Genomic DNA, 23,856 nt, shown 5'->3' with positions numbered 1-23,856 from the left:
GTCGCTCAGTCCAGGGCGTCGCCGTACACGCGCTCGACGGCCATCGTCATGAGCACGCGTCGGTCGGCCACCATGGTCGCGCGGTAGTCGTCCCAGTCCGGGTGCTCGCCGGCCGCCGCGCGGTAGTACGCGACGAGGGTCTCGACCTCCGGGCCGTGCGGGTCGGTCCCCGGGCCGACGAGCGTCACCGGGCCCTCGGCGGTGGCCCACGACCGGCCGTCGGCGCTCGTGACCTCCAGCGCAGCACGGGGGTCACGGCGCAGGTTCGCGGTCTTGGCGCGTCCCTCGGTCATCGACACGGCGAGGGTGCCCGCCTCGCGGTCGTAGAACGGCATGACGGGGGAGAGCTGGGGACGGCCGTCGGCCTTGATCGTGGCGAGGACGCCCAGACGGCTCCCGGCGAGCAGGGCGCGCGGGTCGAACGGCAGGTCTGACGACGGGGCGGTCATGCCCCGATCCTGGCCCCACCGGCCGGGATCGTCAGCGGTTCCTCCCCCGGGGCTCCTACCCGCGGCGGGAGGCCGGGTCGTGCATCGAGGGGTCGGTCATCGGGTCGATGTCGCCGGGCTTCACGCAGCCCCCGACGAGGGCGATGCCGTCCGGGGTGCTGACGTAGGTGCCCGGGTCGTCGCACCCGGCGCTGCCGACGGTGCCGAAGGCCGCCACCGCGAGCAGCGCGGCGAGCAGCAGGGGCAGCGCGCGGGCCACCCGCGACGTGCGCGTGCCGTCCGCGGGCGCCGCGTCCGCCGTGGCGGCGGGCGCAGCAGCCGTCGCGAGGGGAGCCGTAGGGGCGGAGGCCGACACGTCGGAGAACGTGTGGTGGGGCCGTGAGGTTCCCGGCGCCGGGCCGATCGGATCGATCGCCATGCCGTCTCACCCCCTGGAGCGGATTCCTCACGCCGCCCCCACGAGGCTACCGACGTGCGTGGCGGGCGTGAGGCGCTCGCACGATCGGGCGATCGGCGTCGGGCGTTCGGCGACGACCGGTCGACGGTTCGATCGGCGCCGACGGGCCGGGTCCCGCCACCGCCCCGCCACCGCCCGTCCGCCGCTCGCCTACCGGCGGCCGGACCACCCGGACGGCGGTCGCGGCGAGGAGGCAGGATCGGTCGGCGTGGAGCTGGTCGAGCGCGCGGACGTCGAGGCCGCCCGGGTCGCGCTGGCCGGGATCGTGCGCACCACGCCGGTCGCGCCCTCGCGGGTGCTCTCGGGGTTCGCCGGCGGACCCGTCTCGCTCAAGTGCGAGAACCTCCAGCGCACGGGCAGCTTCAAGATTCGCGGTGCCTACCGGCGCATCGAGCGCCTCGGGCCGGAGGGTCGCGCGCCGGGGGTCGTCGCCGCGAGCGCGGGCAACCACGCGCAGGGCGTGGCGCTGGCCGCCCGCCTGCTCGAGACCCGGGCGACGGTGTTCATGCCGGCGGGTGCGCCGCTGCCGAAGCTCGCCGCGACCCGGGGCTACGGCGCCGACGTGCAGCTCGTCGACACCTTCGCCGAGACGCTCGAGGCCGCGGGCGCGTTCGCGGAGCGCACCGGCGCGGTGCTGATCCACCCCTTCGACCACCCCGACATCGTCGCCGGGCAGGGCACGGTCGGCCTCGAGATCCTCGAGCAGGTGCCGGACGTCGCCACCATCCTCGTGTGCACCGGCGGCGGCGGGCTGATCTCCGGGATCGCCGCCGCCGTGGCCGACCGCGGGGTGCACGTCGTCGGGGCCCAGGCGGCGGGCCTGGCCGCCTGGCCGCCGTCGCTGGCGGCCGGGGCGCCGGTCACGGTCACCGGCGCGACGATCGCGGACGGGATCGCGGTCCCACGGCCCGGCGACGTCACGTTCGCCCACGTCGCGGCCCTGGTCGACGAGATCGTGACCGTCGACGAGGAGGCCCTCGCCCGCGGGGTCCTGCGCAGCCTCGAGCGGGAGAAGCTGCTCGTCGAGCCCGCCGGGGCGGCGGCCGTCGCCGCGATCGCGGAGTACCCGGACCGCTGGGCGACCCCGGTGGTGGCGGTCGTGTCGGGCGGCAACGCCGACCCGCTGATGCTCGTCGACCTCGTGCGCCGCGGCCTCGTGGCCGCCGGGCGCTACGCGTCACTGCGCGTGCGCCTGCCCGACCGCCCCGGCTACCTCGCCGACGTGCTGCGGCGGGTGGGGACGGCCGGGGGCAACGTCGTCGACGTCGAGCACCGCCGCCTGATGGGGTCCGGGAGGTCGCTGGGCGCGGTGGACGTGGCCCTCACGCTGGAGGCGCGGGGCCACGAGCACGCGGCGGCGATCCTGGACGACCTGGCCGGCGCCGGGTACGAGGTGGCGCCGGAGTGAGCGCCCAGGACCGTGGGACTCAGGAGCTGTAGGGCTCCGCGGAGATCAGCGTGACCTCCATCGACCCGCCGTCGGGCAGGTCGTAGCTCACGGTCTCGCCGGCCTTGGCGCCGAGCAGCGCCGAGCCGAGCGGGGAGTTGGGCGAGTAGACCTCGAGGTCGCCGTGGGCGCCCTCCTCGCGCGAGCCGAGCAGGAACGTCTCGGTCTCGTTGTCGCCCTCGAAGCGGACGGTGAGCACCGTGCCCGGGACGGCGGTGCCGCTCTCGGTGGGCGTCTCGCCGACCTTCGCGGTGTGCAGGAGCTCCTGGAGGTGCCGGATGCGGGCCTCCATCACGCCCTGCTCCTCGCGGGCGGCGTGGTAGCCGCCGTTCTCCTTGAGGTCGCCCTCCTCGCGCGCGGCGTTGATCTTCTGCGCGATCACGGGACGCTGGGCGACGAGGTCGTCGAGCTCGGCCTTCAGCCGGTCGTGGGCGTCCTGGGTCAGCCAGGTCACCTGCGTCTGCGTCTCGGTCACGGTGATCAACTCCTCGGAGGTCCGGGCCCGCGCGACGCGGGTCGGTGGCCTGTTCTCCTCACGGGCCTTGCCGGCACCGCGCCAGGGTGGACGGTGCCGCGGCCCGGGGGCCACAGACGGAAAAACACGGCCCGCGGCATGCGGGCCGTGTCGCCCCACGGTAACACGACGGGCGTCGTGGGGAACCTGTTCGAGGATGCCGCGCTGTGGATCGGGTGCGTGTGAAGGGCCTTGCCCACCTGCGCTTTCCGTGTCAAGAGGGGGGTGGCGCGGGGTCCGCGGGCGGGGCTGTCGGGGGTGCCCGGGATGATGGAGGGCGACCGGGGTGTTGCACCTCGGTAGTCACCAGAACGACGCACGAGGACGGCTCCGGACAGACGATGAGCGCACTCCCTACCGACCAGCCGCTGCGGCTGATGACGGTGCACGCCCACCCCGACGACGAGGCCAGCAAGGGCGCCGCCTCCTGTGCCCGCTACGTCGCCGAGGGCGTGGAGGTCATGGTCGTCACCTGCACCGGTGGCGAGGCCGGCAGCATCCTCAACCCGGCGATGGACATCCCCGAGGTCAACGCGGACATGCCGGGCACGCGGCGCGCCGAGATGGCGAAGGCCGCGGCGATCCTCGGTGTGTCGCACCGCTGGCTCGGCTTCATCGACTCCGGGCTGCCCGAGGGCGACCCGAAGCCGCCGCTGCCGCCGGGCTGCTTCGCGCTCGAGCCCCTCGAGGTGCCCACCGAGGCGCTCGTGCGGGTCATGCGCGAGTTCCGGCCGCACGTCGTCGTCACCTACGACGAGAACGGCGGCTACCCGCACCCGGACCACATCCGCTGCCACGAGGTCTCGATGGCCGCCTTCGAGGCCGCGGGCGACCCGGAGCGCTTCCCGCTCGCGGGTGAGCCGTGGCAGCCGCTGAAGGTCTACTACTCGCACGGCTTCTCCAAGGCCCGCATCCAGGCCTTCCACGAGGCCCTGCTCGAGGCGGGGCTCGAGTCGCCGTGGGCGGAGTGGCTCGACCGCTGGGACGACTCGCGGCCCGACCCGGGCCAGCGTGTGACGACGCGCGTCACGTGCGCGGAGTACTTCCACGTCCGCGACGACGCGCTGCGGGCGCACGCCACGCAGATCGACCCGAACGGCCGCTGGTTCCAGATGCCGCTGGAGCTGCAGCAGCGTGTGTGGCCCACCGAGGACTACGAGCTGGCGCGCTCCCTGGTCGACACCGAGGAGACCAACGAGCAGCCCGGGGACGACCTGTTCGCGGGCGTCCGGGAGCGGGTCGGCGCATGACGCCCCTCGCCGTGTGGTGGACGGTGCTGCCGCTGGCGGCACCGCCGCCCGGCGCGCCGCCGGGGTCCGAGCGCGGCGAGGAGTTCGGCAAGACCTCGCCGATCGCGCTGGTCGTCATCCTGCTGCTCGGGCTGGCGACGGCGCTGCTCATCCGGTCGATGAACAAGCAGCTGCGCAAGGTGCCGCCGTCGTTCGACCCGGAGCCGCCGGAGTCGCGCGAGGGCGATGACGGTCCGCCGGACCCCGACGACCCGGTGGCGCCGACGGCCCCGCGCCCCGACCGGACCACGGATCCGCCGGGGACCGGTTCGTCCTGATCCCCGGGCGGTGCGAGGATCCCGTCATGGCCAACCGGCTCGCCGGCTCCACCAGCCCCTACCTGCGGCAACACGCCGACAACCCCATCGACTGGCAGCCCTGGTCGTCCGGGGCGTTCGACGAGGCGCGTCGTCGTGAGGTGCCCGTCCTGCTCTCGGTGGGCTACGCCGCGTGCCACTGGTGCCACGTCATGGCGCACGAGTCGTTCTCCGACCCCGAGGTGGCGGCGTACGTCAACGCGCACTTCGTGGCGGTCAAGGTCGACCGCGAGGAGCGCCCGGACGTCGACGCGGTCTACATGGAGGCCACCCAGGCCATGACCGGCCAGGGCGGCTGGCCGATGACCTGCTTCCTGACCCCCGACGGCGACCCGTTCCACTGCGGCACCTACTACCCGGCGAGCCCGCACGGGGGCATGCCGTCGTTCACCCAGCTGCTCGGGGCCGTGGTGCGGGCGTGGGGCTCCGAGGGCGAGCGGGTGCGCGACGCCGCCCGCGCGATCACCCAGCGCCTCGCGTCGGTGTCGCGCTCGCTGCCGCCCGCCGGCGTCGACGCCGACACCCTCGCCGAGGCCGTCGTGGCCCTGACCGGCGACTTCGACGAGCAGTACGGCGGGTTCGGGGGCGCGCCCAAGTTCCCGCCGTCGGCGGTGCTGGAGTTCCTGCTGCGCCACCACGAGCGCACGGGCAGCTCCGACGCGCTCGCGATGACCGACATCACCGCCGAGGCGATGGCCCGCGGTGGGCTGTTCGACCAGCTCGCGGGCGGGTTCGCCCGCTACTCGGTCGACGCGACGTGGACCGTGCCGCACTTCGAGAAGATGCTCTACGACAACGCCCAGCTGCTGCGCGTCTACGCGCACCTGGCCCGGCTGACGGGGTCCCCGTCGGCCGCCCGCGTCACCGACATGACGGCCGCCTTCCTCCTGCGCGACCTGCGCACCGCCCAGGGCGGCTTCGCCTCCGCGCTCGACGCGGACGCCGCGGGCGAGGAGGGCTCGACCTACGTCTGGAGCCCCGCCGAGCTCGTCGAGGTGCTGGGCGCCGAGGACGGGGCGTGGGCCGCGGCGCTGCTCGGGGTCACCGCCGGCGGCACCTTCGAGCACGGCCGATCCACGCTGCGGATGCCCGTCGATCCCGACGACCAGGGGCGGTGGCAGGCGGTCCGCCGGGCCCTGCTGGCCGCCCGCGCCGTGCGTCCGCAGCCCGAGCGTGACGACAAGGTCGTGGCCGGGTGGAACGCGCTGGCCGTCACCGCGCTGGTCGAGGCGTCGGCGGCCCTCGGGCGCAGCGAGTGGCTGGCCGCCGCCCGGCGTGCCGTCGCGCTCCTGCTGCGCACCCACGTCGTCGACGGGCGGCTGCGCCGGACCTCGCGGGACGGCGAGGTCGGCGACGCCCCCGCGGTGCTCGAGGACCACGCCGCCCTCGTCGAAGCCCTGCTCGCGCTGCACCAGGCGACGGGCGAGGCGCGGTGGCTCTCCGAGGCCCGCTCGCTGCTCGGGACCACGCTCGAGCACTTCGCCGAGGTCGGCGAGGACGGGGCGTACACCGGCCGCTTCTGGGACACCGCCGACGACGCCGAGGCCCTGGTGACCCGGCCCCGCGAGATCACCGACGGCGCCACGCCGTGCGGGTCCTCGCTGCTGGCCGGGGCGCTGCTCACCGCGTCGCTGCTCGTCGAGCCGGAGGCGTCCGCGCGCTACCGCGAGCTCGCCGACGCCGCGGTGGACGCCGTCGGCACCCTGCTGTCCCGGCACTCGCGGTTCGCCGGCTCCTGGCTGGGCGTCGCCGAGGCCGCCGCCCACGGGCCGCTCCAGGTGGCCGTGGTGGCCGCGGACGCCCCCGGGCGTGCCCGGCTCGCCGACACCGCCCGGCGCCACGCGCCCGGCGGCTCGGTGGTCGTCGCGGGCGAGCCCGACGCCGAGGGCGTGCCCCTGCTCGCCGACCGTCCCCTGGTCGACGGCGGGCCCGCCGCCTACGTCTGCCGCGGCTTCGTCTGCGACCGCCCCCGCACCGCGGCCGACGACCTCGCCGCCGCGCTCTCCCGCTGACGCGCGCCGAGGGATTCCGCAGCGAACGCGCTGTTCGCTGCTTCTACGCGCGCGAAGTCCCCGTTGATCACGCCGCGAGCGCGCTTCGCCACCGGCGAACACGTTTCGCACACCCACTCCATCGTTGCTGTGTAATGCTGTAAGCACAGCAAGAACGTGGAGGAGGAGCGTCATGATGGTGGGACGCGGAGGACATCGGGGACGGCCGGGGCGCGGTGGTCCGGGACGGCGCGGCGGCGGGCGGGTCCCGACGGACCTGCCCGGCACGGACGACCTCGCGGGCTGGCTCGCGGGCCGGCTCCCGGACGGATGGTTCGCGGGCACGCCGACCGTGACGGTCGATCGCGAGGAGATCCTCGTCGTCGGCGAGCTGGCGGCGCCGAACCTGGACGCGGACGCCGACGAGGCCGCGCGCGCCGCGGCGTCGCACGGGCGCATCGAGCGGTTCCGCGAGGAGACCCGCGAGGAGCGCATGGAGGTCGCCCGGCAGGCCGAGCACCGCTACGGGCGCAAGGTGGCCTGGGGCGCGCGGATCGGCGAGGTCGAGGAGCTGTTCACCACGCTCTCGGTGCCGGTGATGACGCGCCTGCGCCAGTCCGAGCGCCTGGTGCTCGACACGCTGGTCGACGCGGGCGTGGCCCGCTCGCGGTCGGACGCCCTGGCCTGGGCGGTGGCCCTGGTCGGCGAGCACGCCAGCACGTGGCTGGACGACCTGCGCGGCGCGATGAGCGCGGTCGACGAGCTGCGGACCCGCGGCCCGGTGCTCGACGACGACGACACTGCGACGCCCGGAGCCGGCGGCGTCGACGACCGCCCAGACCCCGACGGCGGCGGCGGAGACCCGATCCCGCCGCAGGGCTAGGACCGGCGCGGCGCGCTAGCCCGCGTAGAGCACCAGCCAGATCGCCACGTAGTGGCACGCCGCGGCGATGATCGTCGCGGCGTGGAAGAACTCGTGGAAGCCGAAGGTGTCCGGCCAGCCGACGGGGCGGCGCAGGGCGTAGAAGACCGCGCCCAGGCTGTAGAACGCCCCGCCGACGATGAGCAGGACGAGCGCCGCCACGCCTCCGCGGTGGAGCAGGTCGGGGATCACGAAGACCGCGACCCAGCCGAGGGCCAGGTAGAACGGCACCCCGACCCACCGCGGGGCGTGCGGCCACGCGATCTTGAGGACGACGCCGCCCAGCGCGCCCGCCCACACGACGGCCAGCACGATCAGGCCGGTGCGCTCGGGCAGGGCGAGCACGGCGAACGGCGTGTAGGTGCCCGCGATGAAGACGAAGATCATGGCGTGGTCGAGGCGTTTCATGAGCGTCCGCGCACGCGCCGTGTGCCACGTCCGGCGGTGGTAGAGCGCGCTGACCCCGAACACGCCGCACACCGTCAGCGAGTAGACGGCCACGGCGACCGCCGCCTCCGCCGACACGGTGGCACCGGCCAGGGACACCAGCACGATCCCGGCCGCGACCGCGACCACGAACGACCACAGGTGCAACCAGCCGCGCAGCCGCGGCTTGACCGGGACCAGGTCGGCATCGGGATCGGTGACGGTCACGGACCCCAGGATAGGGGCGGAACCCGGGCGTCCGGGCCGATGTGACGGCGTTCGCCGGGCCGTCCCCGGGCCGTCACCGCTCCGTCACGGGCCTCCGCCCGGCCGGGCGCACCGACTACCGTGGGCCGCCGTGACACTCCGGGACGATCTGCGCCGGGTCGCCTACTCGCTCTACGAGCGGCGGCTGCGCCGTCGTGGAGCGACGAGCGCGCCGCCGCGTCACATCGGAGTGATCCTCGACGGCAACCGCCGGTGGGCCCGGGAGGCGGGGCTGGCCGATCCCAGCGACGGCCACCGCGTCGGGGCGGCCAAGATCGTCGAGCTCCTGGACTGGAGCCAGGAGGCCGGCGTCGAGGTCGTCACCCTGTTCCTGCTCTCCACGGACAACCTCGACCGGCCCACCGCGGAGCTCGACCAGCTGCTCGAGATCATCGCCTCGGCGGTGGAGGGGCTCGCGGCCCCGGACCGCCGGTGGCGGCTGCGCGTGGTCGGCAACCCCGACGCCCTGCCCCGGCCGTTGGCCGAGCGCATCGAGGCGGCCGCGGACGGCACGGCGGGCCGCGACGGCATGGAGGTCAACGTCGCGATCGGCTACGGCGGGCGGCAGGAGATCGCCGACGCCGTGCGCAAGCTCCTGCTGCGCCACGCCGAGGCCGGCACGTCGATCGAGGAGCTCGCCGAGGTCCTCGACGTCGACCACATCGCCGAGCACCTCTACACGTCGGGCCAGCCGGACCCCGACCTCGTGATCCGCACCTCCGGCGAGCAGCGGCTCTCGGGGTTCCTCATGTGGCAGTCCGTGTACTCGGAATTCTATTTCACCGAGGCCCTGTGGCCGCAGTTCCGTCACATCGATTTCCTGCGGGCCCTGCGCGACTATTCCCGGCGGAATCGTCGCTGGGGCGGCTGATCGGCGAGCGCGCGCACGACAACGGCCCCGGGAGCAGTGCTCCCGGGGCCGTTCCCGTGTTCCCCGACCGTGGTCGACCCGTGCCATCCCCCGATGGGCACGGATCGTCCGCGGACGTGTGGACTAGCGCGAGTTGTCCGTGCTCAGGACGTTGATGTTGTCCAGGCTGGCGTTGGCCAGGATGTTGTCGGCGCTGATCAGACGGTCGCCCGAGGAGATCGCGGTGCGGTCCCCGCCGCCGTCGCGGTCCCCGCCGCCGTCGTGGCCGTCGTGCCCGCCGTGGCCGTGGCCGCCGTGGCCGTGACCGTCGCGCCCACCGCGGCCGCCGCGGTCGCCGTCGCAGTCGCTGTCACGCGAGTTGTCCTGCGAGAGGACGTTGATGTTGTCGGCGTCGAGGTTCGACGCCAGGTTGTCGAGGCTGACGAGCCGGTTGCCCGAGGAGATCGCGGTCTTGTCGCAGTCCCCGCCGCCACCGCGGTGGCCGCGGTCGCCGTCGTCGTGGTGGCCGTGGCTGCCGTGGTCGTGGCCCCGGTCGTGCGAGGGCGCCTCGCCGGCGGAGGCCAGCGGGGCGAGGGAGAGCATGCCCGCCGTCGCGCCCAGGACGACGATTCCCGCCTTCTTCAGCATCCAGTGCTCCAGTTTCGTTCGTTGGCATCGGCGGGAATTCGGGGTCCCCGTCGAATGGCTTCCAGCCCCACGGACGGTGCGGCTGATGGGCTAAAAGCTAGCCGCCGCGAGCAGGCCATTTCCAGCTGAGAACCCCCATCGAGTGATTGACAATTCCGACTGCGACTTGAGTGGGATGACCGGGTGATTTGCCGGTCACGTCCGCCGCGCATTCCACGGCCGGCAGGGCATTCAGTGGCGGTGCGTCGCAGCCCTCGACACCCGCCTGTCGTATCAAGACCCGGCTCCCGCCGGACGAGGCCTGCGGCGGCCACGCGGCGTAGCCTCGTCCGGTGGTCGCGGACCCGGACGTCGACGGGGCGGGGAGCGCGGGTCTCGACGGGCTCGCGCGGGCCTATGTCCGCCTCGCGCTGCGCCTCGACCGGGTCGTGCCCGGGGTGCTCGATGCCCATCTCGGCGACCCCGCGGACGCGGCGCGGGTCGCGGCCGAGCCGGCGCCCCGCCCCGACGACCTCGCCCGCGAGGCGGACCGCCTGCGGGCGGCCCTGCCCACCGGGGGCTCGCGGTCCGCCTTCCTCGACGCCCAGCTCCGCGCCTGCCGGGTGCTCGCGGAGCGGGCCGGCGGCCGCGAGTTCGGCTTCGTCGACGAGGTGGAGCGGAGCTTCGGCGTGCGCATCGCCCGCGGTGAGCCCGACCGCTACCGGGAGGCCCACCGGGACCTCGACGTGCTGCTCGGGGGTTCCGGCGCCCTCCCCGAGCGCCTGGCGGCCTTCCGCGACGGCGACCGCCTCGCCCCCGAGCACCTGCCGACCGCCCTCGGCGCCGCGGTCCGGGCGCTGCGCGAGCGCACCGCGGTCACCGTGGGGCTGCCGCCGGGCGAGGACGTGACGCTCGAGGTCGTCGACACGGCCCCGTGGAGCGGGTTCAGCCGCTGGGTGGGCCCGCGGCGCTCGACGATCACGGTCAACGGCGGCATCGCGCACCGGGTGACCCACCTGCCGCTGCTCGTGGCCCACGAGGCCTACCCGGGCCACCACACCGAGCACTGCCGCGTCGCGGCCGCCCGGGCGGCGGGCGGGGGACGGCCCGAGCGCGAGGTGTTCCTCGCGCGCACCCCGCAGAGCCTCGTGGCCGAGGGCGCCGCCGAGCTCGGGCTCGAGGCGGTGGTCGGACCGGGTTGGGGGCGCTGGAACGCGGAAGTGCTCGCGGCGGCCGGGGTGCCGACCGACCTCGGGCGCGCCGCGCTCGGCGAGGCCGTCGAGGAGGTCATGGGCCGCCTGGCGCCGGTGCGCCAGGACGCCGCGCTGATGCTGCACGCCGAGCGCCGGCCCGACGCCGAGGTCGTCGCGCACCTGCGTCGCTGGCTGCTCGTCGACGAGGCCCGGGCGCGCCGGATGCTGGAGTTCCTGGCGCACCCGCGATGGCGCACCCACACGACGACCTACGTCGAGGGCGCGCGGCTGCTGCGACCCTGGCTCACCGGGTCGGGCTCCGATCCGGTCACAGCGCGTCTCGCCCACGTCCTCGACGACCCGCCCACGCCCGAGGAGCTGCGCGGCGGACCCGCGACTCCCGCGCCCCGTCCCGGGCCGCGACGTGCCGCCTGGCCGCCCTGGCTGCGCCGAACGGTCGGCGGGCGAGGCGTGCTGCCCGGAAATCGGTGAGCCACGTCACCAACTCGTCACGCTCGGCGCGCGACAGCGACCGGCTACCGGCGGTAGCGTCCGCGCCGACGGACCCGCACCGGATGCGGGGCGTCCGGGGAGGCCGGTAGTGGCAGATCGGAGCGGGACGGGGACGTCCACCGCTCGCGGCACCAGCGCCAGTACGGCGTCGGGGCTCGCGGTCGGCGCGGCGCGACCGCCCTGGTCCGGTCCCGGGGGAGGGCCGGCACCCGGTTCTGCCCCGCGATGGCGCAGGACGGCCCCCGGGCCGCGCCACCGCGCCGTCGAGCCGCCGGACTAGCCGACCCGTTCCGCCGAGGAACACAGTGGTCGCGGGTGCCGTGGCCGCTCGAGGGAGTCGTCGTGAGCGCAGCACCGGCCGAGCGTCCCGCTTCCGTGAGCACCGCCAGCACCACCGCCAGCACCCCCGTCGCCGGTCCCTCCGGGGCCGCCGACGGCGCGCGCTGTTACGTCCTCGACACCTCCGTGCTCCTCTCGGACCCGTGGGCCCCCACGCGGTTCGCCGAGCACGAGGTCGTCCTCCCGCTCGTCGTCATCTCCGAGCTCGAGGGCAAGCGCCACCACTCCGAGCTGGGCTGGTTCGCGCGCGAGGCACTGCGTCTGCTCGACGACCTCCGCATCCGTCACGGCCGTCTCGACGAGCCGATCCCCATGACACCGGAGGGCGGGACGCTGCGGGTCGAGCTCAACCACTCCGACCCGTCGGTGCTGCCGGCCGGGTTCCGGACGGCGGAGAACGACTCCCGGATCCTCGCCTGCGCGCTCAACCTCGCGGCCGAGTCATCACCCGCCCACCCGAACCCCGTCACCCTCGTCACCAAGGACATGCCGCTGCGGGTCAAGGCGGCGTCGGTGGGTCTGCCCGCCGACGAGTACCACGGCCAGGACGTCACGACGACGGGCTGGACGGGCACCGCCGAGGTCGCCGCGACCCCGGACGAGGTGTCCTCCCTCTTCGCCGACGGCGTCACCGACGTCGAGGAGGCCCGCGAGCTGCCGTGCCACACCGGGCTGCGGTTGCTCGGCGGGGGCTCGTCCGCCCTCGGGCGGGTCACCCCGGACAAGCAGGTCCGGGTCGTGCGCGGCGACCGCGACGTCTTCGGCCTGCACGGCCGCTCGGCGGAGCAGCGCATCGCGATCGACCTGCTCACCGACCCCGACATCGGCATCGTCTCCATGGGCGGCCGGGCGGGCACCGGCAAGTCGGCGCTGGCCCTGTGCGCCGGGCTCGAGGCGGTCCTCGAGCGCCAGCAGCACCGCAAGGTCGTCGTCTTCCGCCCGGTCTACGCGGTCGGCGGCCAGGACCTCGGCTACCTGCCGGGCGGCGAGAACGAGAAGATGGCGCCCTGGGCGCAGGCGGTGTTCGACACCCTCGGCGCGCTGGTGTCCTCCAACGTGGTCGAGGAGGTCATCGAGCGCGGGATGCTCGAGGTCCTGCCGCTGACCCACATCCGCGGCCGCTCGCTGCACGACGCCTTCGTGATCGTCGACGAGGCCCAGTCGCTGGAGCGCAACGTGCTGCTCACGGTGCTCTCGCGCCTGGGCACCAACTCGCGGGTCGTCCTCACCCACGACGTCGCCCAGCGCGACAACCTGCGGGTGGGCCGCCACGACGGCATCGCCGCCGTGATCGAGAAGCTCAAGGGCCACCCGCTGTTCGCCCACGTCACGCTGACCCGCTCCGAGCGTTCGCCGATCGCCGCGCTGGTCACCGAGATGCTGGAGGGCGAGCGCTAGGTGCCTTCGGCATGTGAGCAGTTCGGAGTGCGCGAGCACTCCGAACTGCTCACATGAGCGGAGCTCACACGGCGAGCACGAGCACGGCCAGGCCGAGCGGGACGTCGAGCGCGACGCAGAACTCGGCGAGCGACGGTGGGACGACGTCGCGGTGGCGGCGCAGGTGCCACACGTCCCAGACCCCGTGCGCGACGAGTGTCAGCGCCGCGACGACGAGGCCGATGCCGGGCGCGAGCAGGAGCGCGGCAACCACGAACACGCCGTAGCCGACGAAGCCCGCGCTCTCGAGGGTCAGCACCGGCCGCGATGCGCCCCGCAGGAGGCCGACGACGACCAGGACGGCGACGACGATCCCGGTCGTGACCACGGGGTCGAGGGCCACGAGGGCGCCGCCGACCGCGAGGACCGACGCGATCGGGATCCAGAGCCACGCCATCGCGGGCAGCGAGAACGCCGCGGCGGCGACGTAGCAGGAGGCCGCCACGGCGACGGTGGTCGCGACGGTGTCGCGGTCGGCCCCGCCCAGCACGGCGGCGAGGGCGACGAGGAGGCCGACGGCGGTCGGCCAGCGGTGGGTCAGGGCGGAGGCCCTCCGCCCGTGCAGGGTGCTCATGCGCGTCATCGTGCGCCTCGGAGGGATACCCCCGGTGGGTATCTGGCCGGCAGGTCCGGAATCCTGGGCAGACGGTCCGTCCGGACCTACTCTCGGCACATGGAGCGGGCCGTGGCCGTGGTGGCGTACGACGACGCCGAGCTGCTCGACATCGCGTGCGTCACGACCACCCTGGCCACCGCGAACGACCGCGGCGCCGACCCGCCCTATGCGGTCCGGCTGCTCACGCCGGGCGGGCAGGCCGTCACGTGCCGACCGGGCCTGCGTCTCGACGCCCACGAGGCGCTCGAGCGCACGGGCGGCGAGGTCGACACACTCATCGTGGCCGGCGGGTACGGGCACGAGCGTGCGGCGGCGGACGAGGTCGTCCTGGCCCACGTCCGCCGACTCGCCCGGGCCGCCCGACGGGTGGCGTCGGTGTGCACCGGGGCGTCGGTGCTGGCCGCCGCCGGGCTCCTCGACGGGCGCCGCGCCACGACCCACTGGTTCTTCGCCGGAGGGCTGGCCCGCGCGCACCCCGCGGTGACCGTCGACCCGGACCCGATCTTCGTGCGGGACGGCCCCGTCGCCACGTCGGCCGGCGTCACCAGCGCACTGGACCTGACGCTGTCGTTCGTCGAGGAGGACCACGGCGCCGCCCTGGCCCGCGGCGTCGCGCGCTCGCTGGTGACCTACCTGCAGCGGCCGGGCACGCAGGCCCAGATGAGCGTGCACGTGTCCGCCCCGCGGCCGGCCGACGACGTCGTCCGCGCCGTGGTCGACCACGTCGCCGGACACCTCGACGACGATCTCGGCGCCGCAGCCCTCGCCGACCGGGCCGGCGTGAGCGAGCGCCACCTCACCCGTCTGTTCCGTGCCCACCTCGGCCGGTCACCGGGCGAGCACGTGCGCCGCGCCCGCACCGAGGCCGCCGCGCACCTCGTCGCCACCACCGACCTGCCCCTGCCGCGGGTGGCGGCGCGCTGCGGCTTCGGTTCCACCGAGACGCTGCGCACCGCCTTCCTGCGCGCCTACGGGACGACGCCGTCGGCGCACCGGCGGGCGTTCGTCACCAGCGGAGTCACCAGCGGAGTCACCAGCGGAGTCACCAGCGGAGTCACCAGCCGCTAGGCAGGGGGCGTCCCTCCGCGAACCCGGATGCGGACTGCACGCCGAGCGTCGCGCGCTCGTGGAACTCCTCGAGCGACGCGGCGCCGGTGTAGGTGCAGGCCGAGCGCACGCCGGCGCAGATGCTGTCGAGCAGGTCCTCCACGCCCGGGCGCTGCGGGTCGAGCTGCATGCGCGAGGAGGAGATGCCCTCCTCGAACAGCCCCTTGCGGGCGCGGTCGAACGCCGAGTCGCCGCGCGTGCGGGCGGTGACGGCGCGCTTCGACGCCATGCCGAACGACTCCTTGTACGCCGCGCCGTGCTCGTCGCGCAGCAGGTCGCCGGGCGACTCGTAGGTGCCCGCGAACCACGAACCCACCATCACCGCCGAGGCGCCGGCCGCGAGCGCGAGGGCGACGTCGCGGGGGTGGCGCACCCCGCCGTCGGCCCAGACGTGCCCGCCGGCGGCCCGCGCCGCGGCGGCGCACACGGCGACCGCGGAGAACTGCGGGCGGCCGACCCCGGTCGCCATCCGCGTCGTGCACATGGCGCCCGGGCCGACCCCGACCTTGACGATGTCCGCGCCCGCCGCGATCAGGTCGCGCGTCCCCTCGGGGGTGACGACGTTGCCGGCGGCGATCACGGCGTCCGGCGCCGCCTCACGGGCGGCGGCCAGCGCGGCGAGCATCTTCTCCTGGTGGCCGTGCGCCGTGTCCACGACGAGCACGTCGACGCCGGCGGCGCCCAGCTCCTTGACCCGGGTCGCCACGTCACCGTTGACCCCGAGCGCGGCGGCGACCCGCAGCCGCCCGTCGGCGTCGACCGCGGGCCGGTAGACCTCGGCGCGCAGCGCGCCGGTGCGCGTGAGGATGCCGGCGAGGCGTCCGTCGTCGTCGATCCCCAGGGCGGGCGCCCCCGCGTACGCCGGGTCCTGCAGCGCGTCGAACACCGCCCGCGGCGCGGTGCCGACCGGCAGGGACACCGCGGGGGAGAGGACGTCGGCGAGGCGGGTGAAGCGGTCGACCCCGTGGCACGCCGACTCGCCGACCACCCCGACCGGGCGGCCCGCGTCGTCGACCACGGCCACCGTGCGGTGCGCGCGCTTCGAGACGAGGTTGAGCGCGTCGGCCACCGCGTCACCGGGGTGCAGCACCACGGGGGTGTCCCACACGGTGTGCCGGGACTTCACCCCCTCGACGATGTCGGCGACCGCCGCCGGGTCGACGTCCTGCGGGATGACGGCGAGGCCGCCGCGGCGCGCCAGCGTCTCGGCCATCCGGCGGCCGCTGACCGAGGTCATGTTGGCGGCGACGACCGGGATCGTGGCGCCCGACGGGTCGGCGACCGAGAGGTCGACGTCGAAGCGCGAGGCCACGTCGGACCGCGTCGGGACGAGGAAGACGTCGTCGTAGGTCAGGTCGTGGGGCGGGCGCTCGCCGTCGAGGAAGTGCACGTGTCACGAGGCTACGCGGTCGGGGGTGGCTGAGAGGCTGACGTGCGTGACCGTCCTCGGGGCCCGCGCGCTGAACCGGGCGGCGCTCGCCCGGCAGTTCCTGCTCGCCCGTGCCGACGTCCCGGCGCTCGACGCGGTCGCGCACCTCGGCGGGCTGCAGGCCCAGGAGCCGCAGGAGCCGTTCACCGGGCTGTGGTCGCGACTCGCGGGGTTCGACCCGGCGGAGCTCTCGGCGCTGCTCGTCGAACGCCGGGTCGTGCGCATGCACCTCATGCGCCGCACCGTCCACCTCGTGACGGCCGACGACGCGCTGGCCTGGCGGTCGCGCCACGACGCGATGCTGCTCCAGCGCGTGCTTGGGGTGTACCGCGCGGAGCTCGCCGGGGTCGACCTCGCGGCGCTGGCCGAGGCCGGGCGGGAGCTCCTCGCCCACGACCCGAGCACGCTGCCCGCCGCTGGTCGCGTGCTCGCCGAGCGGTGGCCGGACGTGCCGCCGCGCGTGCTCGGCGAGGCGGTGAGCGTGCTCGTCCCGCTCGTGCAGGTGCCGCCGCGCGGGCTGTGGGGCCAGGCCGGGCCGGCCAGCAGCGTCGCGCTCGCCACGTGGCTCGGGCGAGCGTGCGACCCGCCGTCGCCGGAGGGGGAGGACCCGGTCGGCGAGGCCCTCGTCCTGCGCTACCTCGCCGCCTTCGGGCCCGCGGCGACGGCCGACCTCCGCGCCTGGTCCGGGCTCGCCGGCCTGCCGCAGGCGGTGGCGCGCGTACGGGAGCGGCTCGTGGCCTTCCGCGACGAGCGCGGCCGGGAGCTGCTCGACCTGCCCGACGCCCCGCGCCCCGGCCCCGAGGTGCCTGCGCCCGCGCGCTTCCTGCCCGCGTTCGACAACCTCGTGCTCGGCTACGACGACCGCTCGCGGTTCATCGACGTCGCCCACCGCGGGCTCTCGGTGGCCGGGACGCGGTTCGTGCTGGTCGACGGTCGGGTGGCGGCGAGCTGGACGGTCGCCGACGGCGTCGTCACCGTCACCCCGCTGCGCCGCATCTCGCGCGCCGACCGGCAGGAGGTCGGCGAGGAGGGCCGGGCGCTCGCCGCCTTCCTGTCCGGCGGCGCGAGCCACCGCGTGACGATCGCCGCGTCGCCCCGCTGATCGGCTCCCGGCAGAGTGGAGCCGTGTCCACGGTCCTCCCCAGCCCGCGCGCGACGGTCCTCGCGCGCACGTTCCGCGCCGTCGCCATCGCCGAGGCCTGCTCGTGGATCGGCCTGCTGATCGGGATGGCGTTCAAGTACCTCGTCGTGTTCGACGACGTCGGGGTGCGGGTGTTCGGGCCGATCCACGGCGCACTGTTCGTCGCCTACGTCGTGGTCGCCCTGGTGACCGCGCGGGTCTTCCGCTGGTCGATCGGGACGACCCTGCTCGCCCTCGCGGCGAGCATCCCGCCGGCGGCGACGATCTGGTTCGAGCGCCGGGCCGTCCGGCGCGGCGAGCTCGGCTGAGTTCCGGGCGCGAACGGGGAGTTCGCGCGCGTAGAAGCAGCGAACCGCTCGTTCGTTGCCGGAGGTCAGAGCTTCAGCGCGCGCACCGTCTCGAGCGTGTCCGCCTCGGCGGCGGTCTTGTCGTCGCGGTAGCGGACGACGCGGGCGAAGCGCAGCGCCACGCCGCCGGGGTAGCGCGTGGACGTCTGCACCCCGTCGAGCTCGATCTCCACGACGATCTCGGGCCGCAGGTAGAGCGTCCAGTCGTCGCGGTGGGTCTCGTACCGCGGGAACGTCTCGGTCTGCCAGCGCAGGATGTCGTCGGTCATGCCCTTGAAGGTCTTGCCGATCATGACGAACTCGCCGTCCGCACCCCGGGCGCCGAGGTGGATGTTCGAGAGCCACCCGCGACGGCGCCCCGAGCCCCACTCGACGCCGAGGACGACGAGGTCGAGGGTGTGCGACGGCTTGACCTTCTGCCACGACCGCCCGCGCCGGCCCGCCGAGTAGGTCGAGTCGAGGGCCTTGACCATCGACCCCTCCTGCCCGGCGGCGAGGGCGTCGGCGACGGCCTGCTCCGCCTGCGCGACGGTCGGGCGGACGACGCCGGGGATCAGCCGGTCGCCGACGACCTCCGCGAGCACCTCCCGCCGCGTCGACAGCGGCTCGTCGACCAGGTCGACGCCGTCGCGGTGCAGGCAGTCGAAGAACCAGGGCTGCATGGCGCCCGAGCCGAGCCCCTTCATCGACTCCTGGAACGGTCGCGGCCGGCCGTCCTCGGCCACGGCGAGGGTCTCGCCGTCGAGCACGACGGTCTCGACGGGCAGCTTCCGGGTCAGCGCGACGATCTCCGGGACGCCGTCGGTGATCTCGCGCAACGTCCGCGACCACACCCGCACCTCGTCGCCGCGTCGGTGCACCTGGATCCGCGCGCCGTCGAGCTTGTGCTCGACGACGACGCCCGGGTCGCCGTCGGGCGCGCCGAGCTCGGCCAGCGCCGCCTCCAGGGAGTCGCCCGGCGAGGCGAGCATGGGCCGCAGCGGGCGCATGACCTCGAGGCCGATGGCGCTGAGCTCGGTGACCGGGTCGTCGGTGGTCAGCGCCACGTGAGCCGTGGTCGGGAGGCGGCCCGACAGCATGAAGGCGCGCCGTACGGCGTCGGCGGGCACCTCCACCCGACTGCCCGTCGCTTCGCTCGCCAGGGTCGCGGCGGCCGCCACCGCCTCGATCATGATCCCTTCGAGCGCGCCCTGACGGAGCTCCCCGCCGAGCAGGCGCACGAGGAAGCGGCCCTCGTCCGGCGTCGCCGCGTCGAGCAGCCCGCCCAGCTCGGCGGCGCGCCGCGCGCCGACCCCGGTGCCCGAGCCGGCCATCGCGGCCAGCCGGTCGAGGGCGGCGTCGACGTCGCCGACGGTGAGGGTGGATTCGGACGCCGGGGTCGGCGACACCGACTGCAGCGTGCGCCAGCCGATGCCCGTGCGGCCCTGCAGCATCTCGCCCGCGAGCCAGGCCGTCGCGGGCCGGACCTCGTCGGGCTGCAGGCCCGCCAGCAGCGTCGCGAGCGTCGCGGTCTTGGCCTTGCGCGAGCGGGTCGCCGCCACCTCCGCGGAGGCGGCGACGACCTCGCCCAGCAGTGTCACGGCGCCTGGTCCACCCGGGTCATCGCCAGGACGTCCAGGGCCTCGTCGAGCTGCTCCTGGGTGAGCTTGCCGTCGGAGACGTAGCCCTCCTCGTCGATGACCTCGCGGATGGTCTTGCGCTGCTTCATCGCCGTCTTCGCGATCTTCGCGGCCTCCTCGTAGCCGAGGAGGCGGTTGAGCGGCGTGACGATCGCCGACGACGACTCGGCGTAGCGGCGGCAGGCCTCCTCGTCGGCCTCCGTGCCCTCGAGCACGCGGTCGGCCAGCAGGCGCGCGGCGTTGGCCAGCAGGCGGGCCGACTCGAGCACGTTGCGCGCCATCACCGGCATCATGACGTTCAGCTCGAGGTTGCCCTGCGAGCCGGAGAAGGCGATGGTCGCGTCGTTGCCCATGACCTGGGCGGCGACCATCATCGTCGCCTCGCAGATCACCGGGTTGACCTTGCCGGGCATGATCGACGAGCCGGGCTGGAGATCCGGGATGCGGATCTCGGCGAGGCCCGTCGACGGACCCGACGACATCCAGCGCACGTCGTTGGCGATCTTGTAGATGCTCACCGCGACCGTGCGCAGCGCGCCGGACGCCTCCACCAGCCCGTCGCGGGCGCCCTGCGCCTCGATGTGGTCGCGGGCCTCGGAGAGCTCGGGGATGCCGGTGGCCTGACGGAGCTGCTCGACGACCTTGCCGCCGAAGCCCACCGGGGTGTTGATGCCGGTGCCCACCGCGGTGCCGCCGATCGGCAGCTCGGCGAGGCGGGGCAGCGTCGCGCGCAGGCGCTCGGTGCCGTGGCTGCACTGGCTCGCCCAGCCGCCGGCCTCCTGGCCGAGGGTGATCGGCACGGCGTCCATGAGGTGGGTGCGGCCCGCCTTGACGACGTGCTTCCAGTCCTGCGCCCTGCGGTTGAGCACCGCGCCGAGGTGGTCCAGCGCGGGCACCGTGTCGCGGACGATTGCCTCGGCGGCCGCGAGGTGGATCGTCGTCGGGAAGACGTCGTTGGAGCTCTGCGAGGCGTTGACGTGGTCGTTGGGGTGCACCTTGTGGCCGCCCCCCTTCTCGGACAGAGCGCGCGAGGCCAGCGTCGCGATGACCTCGTTGGCGTTCATGTTCGAGCTGGTGCCCGAGCCGGTCTGGAACACGTCGATCGGGAACTGGTCGTCGTGCGCCCCGGACGCGACCTCGTCCGCGGCGTCGGCCACGGCGTCGGCGAGGTCGGCGTCGAGCACGCCGAGGTCCTTGTTGACGCGCGCGCACGCACCCTTGACCAGGCCGAGCGCCCGGATCTGCGCGGGCTCGATGGGGCGTCCGGAGATCGGGAAGTTCTCCACGGCCCGCTGGGTCTGCGCGGCCCACAACGCCGCGGCCGGCACCCGGACCTCGCCCATGGTGTCGTGCTCGATCCGGTACTCCTGCTCCTCCGTCATGGGGTGCAGTCTTTCACCGGAGTCAGGAGACCACCTGCACGGTGTCGCCCGGCGAGAGGTTCGCGAAGAAGCGCTTCGAGGCGGTCCGCCCGAGGTGGATGCAGCCGTGCGAGCGCTCCGAGAGGCTGCCCGTGTGGAACGCGATCGCCGGCGCGAAGAACACCGAGTACGGCATGTCGGCGTCGTAGAGGTTGCTGACGTGGTCGGCGTCCTTGTAGTCGACCGAGAACGTGCCGGTCGGCGTCGGGTCCTTCCGCGTCCCGCCGAGCGCGCCCACCGGGCCGTAGGTCACGTTGCCCTCGCCGTCGGTGAGCCAGGCCTGCTGCGAGGAGAGATCGACGCACGCGACGGCCGACGCCTTGCAGGGCGTGCCGCGCGTGAGGGCGGGGATCGCCGGGACCGTCGGCAGCCCGGTGGCCGGGGCGTCCGCCACCGGCCGGGAGATCGGCGCGGGGACCGGGTTGGCCGGTGCGGGGCTCACAGATCCTGGGCCGGCGGTGGCCGTCCCGGCCAGGAGGGCCGACAACGTGGCGACCAGCGCGACCAGCAGGGCCACGGGGGTGACTGCCGAACGTCGGCGCGGTCGGGTGAGGAATGGCACGGGGACCTCCGGGACCGGCTCGACTCCTCCCCGGATTCCCCGGATCGGACGACGATCATCCCCGTGTCGAGCTACAAGGTCGAGTCCTCGGGGCCCCAGATCGACACATCGGGTGCATCGTCCGTGCCCAGATCGATCGCGGAGTACTCGCGCAGCTTGTGGAGGCGGTGCCACGCGTCGATCATCCGCACGGTGCCGGATTTCGAGCGCATGACCAGCGACTGGGTGGACGCCCCGCCTGCGCGGTAGTGCACGCCGCGCAGCAGGTCCCCGTTGGTGACGCCGGTGGCGCAGAAGAAGATGTCCTCGCCGCGCACGAGGTCGCCGGTGTGCAGGACGCGGTCGAGGTCGTGGCCGGCCGCGAGGGCCTTCTCGCGCTCCCCGGGGTCCTTCGGCCACAGCTTGGCCTGCAGCGAGCCGCCGATGCAGGCGATCGCGCAGGCCGTGATGATCCCCTCGGGGGTGCCGCCGATGCCCAGGAGCATGTCGACGCCGCTCTCGGGGCGGGCCGCGGCGATCGCGCCGGCGACGTCGCCGTCGGAGATGAAGCGGATCCGCGCCCCGGCGTCGCGGATGTCCTGGACGAGCTGCTCGTGCCGCGGCCGGTCGAGCACCACGACCGTCACGTCGGAGACGTTGATGCTCTTCGCGCGGGCCACGGCGCGCAGGTTCTCCGCCACGGGGCGCTCGATGTCGACGACGTCGGCGGACTCGGGCCCGACGGCGAGCTTCTCCATGTAGAACACGGCGGACGGGTCGAACATCGCCCCGCGCTCGGCCACGGCGAGCACCGCGAGGGCGTTGGGCATGCCCTTGGCCATGAGCGTGGTGCCGTCGACCGGGTCGACCGCGACGTCGCACTCGGGGCCGTCGCCGTTGCCCACCTGCTCCCCGTTGAAGAGCATCGGGGCCTCGTCCTTCTCGCCCTCCCCGATGACGACGGTGCCGCGCATCGACACCGATCCGATGAGCTTGCGCATCGCGTCGACGGCCGCGCCGTCCCCGCCGTTCTTGTCGCCGCGGCCGACGTAGCGGCCGGCGGCCATGGCGGCGGCCTCGGTGACCCGGACGAGCTCGAGCGCGAGGTTGCGGTCGGGACGCTCGTGGGTCCGGAGGTGATCGTGTTCCTGCGAGCTCACCGGGTGTGCACCTCCAGGGGCGGACGTGATGCGGGGCGGGCGGGCGCATCGCCGGTCGCCATCCTCGCAGAGTCCGCCGCTCCGGTCGCCCGTTCGTGGTTCACCACCGGTCGCGCGGCGGCGGACCCCAGTCCTCGTCGGGCTCGCGGGGGACGCCGACGCGCTCCCCGTCGTGGCCCTCGCCGGTCCAGGCGCTCCGGGTGTCGACGTGGGGTCCGGCGGGCGGGGCGGTGGGGAGCACGCCCAGGGGGTGCGGGTCCTCGGACTCCGGCCAGCGCTCCTCGTGCGGTCGGGAGGGCTCGGGGCGGGCCTGCGGCGTGTACGTCTCGGGGGGCGGCTCGTGACGGGGTTCGTGACGGGGCGGCTCGTACGGCGTCTCCGACTCCGGCCCACCCGCCTGCAGTGCGGCGGCCACACCCTCGCGGGACAGCGAGTGCACGCTCTCGCGCAGGGCGCGGGTCGCGGCGGCGCGCAGCTCGGCGGAGAACCGCGGCGCCGGGGCGAAGCGGCCGAAGGTGTCGCGCAGGAAGTGCAGCAGCAGGGTCGCGGTGGACCGCGAGCGCCACATCGTCCAGCCGACGTAGAGGTCGCGGCCGTAGGGCTGGACGAGCAGCATCGCCCGCTCGCTGTACTGCTCGAACAGCAGCACGGGCACGCCCGCCACCGTGGACGGGCGGACCTCGGCGGGGCTGCGGCGCGCGACCGCGGCGAGGCGCACGTGCTCGTAGGCGCCCGCGGCGGCGTCGCCGCGGTTCTCCAGCAGACGGGCGTGCTCGGCGATCGGCTCCTTCGCCGGCGCGAAGAACGACGCGACGCCGGCGAGGTAGAGCACGACCACGACCACCCCGAGCAGCGCCGACACGGCGTCGGTGACGTCGTCGGGCGACGACACCGACGCGAGGTAGTCGATGATCACCTTGATCAGCAGCAGCACCGTCGGGGCGACGAGGAACAGCAGCGAGCGCATGAGGTGCGGCGCGAGCATCTGGTACGTGACCACGTCGTCCACGAGGCCGTCGGGCTCGTCGTGCTGCTGGATCTCGCGGTGGTAGTCGGCGTGGGCCCCGGCGACCGCCCGGTCGAAGTCGGCCCCTCCGGGCGAGTACGGGCTGCTCATGGACGTCGAGTCTGCGCCATCACGGGGCGCCGACGGTGCCTCTTCGCCCGGGTGTCGCTCAGCTGCTCGACCCGTCCTCGCCCGCCGCCTCCGACAGCACCGTCTCGACGCGCTCGCGGGCCCCGGCGAGGTGGCGCTCGCACAGCCGCGCCAGCGCCTCGCCCCGCTCCCACAGAGCGAGCGAGTCCTCCAGGCTCAGCCCGCCCGCCTCCAGGCGCGCCACGACCTGCGCGAGCTCGTCCCGCGCCTGCTCGTACCCCGGCTCGTCCGTCTCGGTCATGCGCGTTCCTCCTCGTCGTGTCAGCGGCGTGGCGTCGCTG

24 protein-coding genes are annotated in these 23,856 nt (G+C 74.8%); 11 read left to right on the top strand and 13 right to left on the bottom strand.

The window, feature by feature from the left end:
• Positions 1–5: 5 nt before the first annotated feature.
• On the bottom strand, positions 6–449 hold the full coding sequence (locus tag PH191_RS07350) for a PPOX class F420-dependent oxidoreductase (RefSeq protein ID WP_274193965.1): 444 nt from the start codon (positions 447–449) through the stop codon (positions 6–8).
• 55 nt (positions 450–504) lie between these two features.
• Complete coding sequence (locus tag PH191_RS07345; RefSeq protein ID WP_274193964.1) at positions 505–867, bottom strand: hypothetical protein; 363 nt, start codon at positions 865–867, stop codon at positions 505–507.
• 247 nt (positions 868–1,114) lie between these two features.
• Here PH191_RS07345 and PH191_RS07340 point away from each other — a divergent pair, with 247 nt between their 5' ends.
• A complete protein-coding gene (locus PH191_RS07340) occupies positions 1,115–2,314 on the top strand; it encodes a threonine ammonia-lyase (protein WP_274193963.1) in 1,200 nt (399 codons plus the stop codon).
• A 19-nt stretch (positions 2,315–2,333) separates the two neighbouring features.
• On the opposite strand, the gene greA is transcribed toward PH191_RS07340, so the two are convergent.
• Complete coding sequence (greA, locus tag PH191_RS07335) at positions 2,334–2,828, bottom strand: transcription elongation factor GreA (RefSeq protein ID WP_274193962.1); 495 nt, start codon at positions 2,826–2,828, stop codon at positions 2,334–2,336.
• A 380-nt stretch (positions 2,829–3,208) separates the two neighbouring features.
• Between greA and mca the strand changes: the two genes are divergently transcribed.
• From mca to PH191_RS07315, 4 genes are all read left to right on the top strand, one after another.
• Complete coding sequence (mca, locus tag PH191_RS07330) at positions 3,209–4,117, top strand: mycothiol conjugate amidase Mca (protein ID WP_274193961.1); 909 nt, start codon at positions 3,209–3,211, stop codon at positions 4,115–4,117.
• Positions 4,114–4,434 carry a hypothetical protein gene (locus PH191_RS07325; RefSeq protein WP_274193960.1) on the top strand — a complete coding sequence of 107 codons (321 nt, stop codon included), beginning with the start codon at positions 4,114–4,116 and terminating at the stop codon, positions 4,432–4,434. Before mca ends, PH191_RS07325 begins: the two co-directional genes overlap by 4 nt.
• Before the next feature lie 26 nt (positions 4,435–4,460).
• Positions 4,461–6,485: a thioredoxin domain-containing protein gene (locus PH191_RS07320; RefSeq protein WP_274193959.1), complete on the top strand. Its 2,025-nt coding sequence runs from the start codon at positions 4,461–4,463 to the stop codon at positions 6,483–6,485.
• A 175-nt stretch (positions 6,486–6,660) separates the two neighbouring features.
• Positions 6,661–7,347, top strand: a complete 687-nt coding sequence (locus PH191_RS07315) for a hypothetical protein (protein WP_274194685.1) — start codon at positions 6,661–6,663, stop codon at positions 7,345–7,347.
• Positions 7,348–7,362: 15 nt separating this feature from the next.
• Here the strand turns inward: PH191_RS07315 and trhA are convergent, their stop codons facing one another.
• The gene (trhA, locus tag PH191_RS07310; RefSeq protein ID WP_420791788.1) at positions 7,363–8,049 is read right to left on the bottom strand and encodes a PAQR family membrane homeostasis protein TrhA; all 687 of its coding nucleotides are present in this window, start codon (positions 8,047–8,049) and stop codon (positions 7,363–7,365) included.
• Positions 8,050–8,170: 121 nt separating this feature from the next.
• On the opposite strand from trhA, the gene PH191_RS07305 reads away from it, so the two are divergent.
• Positions 8,171–8,950 carry an isoprenyl transferase gene (locus PH191_RS07305; protein WP_274193957.1) on the top strand — a complete coding sequence of 260 codons (780 nt, stop codon included), beginning with the start codon at positions 8,171–8,173 and terminating at the stop codon, positions 8,948–8,950.
• 123 nt (positions 8,951–9,073) lie between these two features.
• On the opposite strand, the gene PH191_RS07300 is transcribed toward PH191_RS07305, so the two are convergent.
• Positions 9,074–9,577 carry a hypothetical protein gene (locus tag PH191_RS07300; RefSeq protein WP_274193956.1) on the bottom strand — a complete coding sequence of 168 codons (504 nt, stop codon included), beginning with the start codon at positions 9,575–9,577 and terminating at the stop codon, positions 9,074–9,076.
• 332 nt (positions 9,578–9,909) lie between these two features.
• On the opposite strand from PH191_RS07300, the gene PH191_RS07295 reads away from it, so the two are divergent.
• Both PH191_RS07295 and PH191_RS07290 read left to right on the top strand, forming a co-directional pair.
• Positions 9,910–11,241: a DUF885 domain-containing protein gene (locus PH191_RS07295; protein WP_274193955.1), complete on the top strand. Its 1,332-nt coding sequence runs from the start codon at positions 9,910–9,912 to the stop codon at positions 11,239–11,241.
• A 363-nt stretch (positions 11,242–11,604) separates the two neighbouring features.
• A complete protein-coding gene (locus tag PH191_RS07290; RefSeq protein ID WP_274193954.1) occupies positions 11,605–12,999 on the top strand; it encodes a PhoH family protein in 1,395 nt (464 codons plus the stop codon).
• A gap of 64 nt (positions 13,000–13,063) precedes the next feature.
• On the opposite strand, the gene PH191_RS07285 is transcribed toward PH191_RS07290, so the two are convergent.
• Positions 13,064–13,612, bottom strand: a complete 549-nt coding sequence (locus PH191_RS07285; RefSeq protein ID WP_274193953.1) for a hypothetical protein — start codon at positions 13,610–13,612, stop codon at positions 13,064–13,066.
• 99 nt (positions 13,613–13,711) lie between these two features.
• Between PH191_RS07285 and PH191_RS07280 the strand changes: the two genes are divergently transcribed.
• The gene (locus tag PH191_RS07280) at positions 13,712–14,722 is read left to right on the top strand and encodes a GlxA family transcriptional regulator (protein ID WP_274193952.1); all 1,011 of its coding nucleotides are present in this window, start codon (positions 13,712–13,714) and stop codon (positions 14,720–14,722) included.
• Here PH191_RS07280 and PH191_RS07275 read toward each other — a convergent pair.
• On the bottom strand, positions 14,709–16,151 hold the full coding sequence (locus tag PH191_RS07275; protein WP_274193951.1) for a GuaB1 family IMP dehydrogenase-related protein: 1,443 nt from the start codon (positions 16,149–16,151) through the stop codon (positions 14,709–14,711). The genes PH191_RS07280 and PH191_RS07275 overlap by 14 nt on opposite strands.
• Positions 16,152–16,197: 46 nt before the next feature.
• Here PH191_RS07275 and PH191_RS07270 point away from each other — a divergent pair, with 46 nt between their 5' ends.
• Positions 16,198–17,292, top strand: a complete 1,095-nt coding sequence (locus PH191_RS07270) for a winged helix DNA-binding domain-containing protein (RefSeq protein ID WP_274193950.1) — start codon at positions 16,198–16,200, stop codon at positions 17,290–17,292.
• A gap of 23 nt (positions 17,293–17,315) precedes the next feature.
• Complete coding sequence (locus PH191_RS07265) at positions 17,316–17,639, top strand: DUF3817 domain-containing protein (protein WP_274193949.1); 324 nt, start codon at positions 17,316–17,318, stop codon at positions 17,637–17,639.
• Positions 17,640–17,704: 65 nt separating this feature from the next.
• Here the strand turns inward: PH191_RS07265 and PH191_RS07260 are convergent, their stop codons facing one another.
• From PH191_RS07260 to PH191_RS07235, 6 genes are all read right to left on the bottom strand, one after another.
• Positions 17,705–19,258, bottom strand: coding sequence for an ATP-dependent DNA ligase (locus PH191_RS07260; RefSeq protein WP_274193948.1), 1,554 nt, complete (start codon positions 19,256–19,258; stop codon positions 17,705–17,707).
• Positions 19,255–20,679, bottom strand: coding sequence for a class II fumarate hydratase (locus tag PH191_RS07255; protein ID WP_274193947.1), 1,425 nt, complete (start codon positions 20,677–20,679; stop codon positions 19,255–19,257). Before PH191_RS07255 ends, PH191_RS07260 begins: the two co-directional genes overlap by 4 nt.
• Before the next feature lie 22 nt (positions 20,680–20,701).
• Positions 20,702–21,235: a L,D-transpeptidase gene (locus PH191_RS07250; protein WP_274193946.1), complete on the bottom strand. Its 534-nt coding sequence runs from the start codon at positions 21,233–21,235 to the stop codon at positions 20,702–20,704.
• A 116-nt stretch (positions 21,236–21,351) separates the two neighbouring features.
• Complete coding sequence (glpX, locus tag PH191_RS07245) at positions 21,352–22,419, bottom strand: class II fructose-bisphosphatase (RefSeq protein WP_274193945.1); 1,068 nt, start codon at positions 22,417–22,419, stop codon at positions 21,352–21,354.
• 100 nt (positions 22,420–22,519) lie between these two features.
• Positions 22,520–23,536, bottom strand: coding sequence for a hypothetical protein (locus PH191_RS07240; RefSeq protein ID WP_274193944.1), 1,017 nt, complete (start codon positions 23,534–23,536; stop codon positions 22,520–22,522).
• Between the two features lie 58 nt (positions 23,537–23,594).
• Positions 23,595–23,816 carry an exodeoxyribonuclease VII small subunit gene (locus PH191_RS07235; protein ID WP_274193943.1) on the bottom strand — a complete coding sequence of 74 codons (222 nt, stop codon included), beginning with the start codon at positions 23,814–23,816 and terminating at the stop codon, positions 23,595–23,597.
• Between the last annotated feature and the right edge of the window lie 40 nt (positions 23,817–23,856).

The sequence above is a fragment of the Actinomycetospora callitridis genome (assembly GCF_028737265.1).
Taxonomy (GTDB): Bacteria; Actinomycetota; Actinomycetes; order Mycobacteriales; family Pseudonocardiaceae; genus Actinomycetospora; species Actinomycetospora callitridis.
This window is presented reverse-complemented; position numbering and strand designations above follow the sequence as displayed.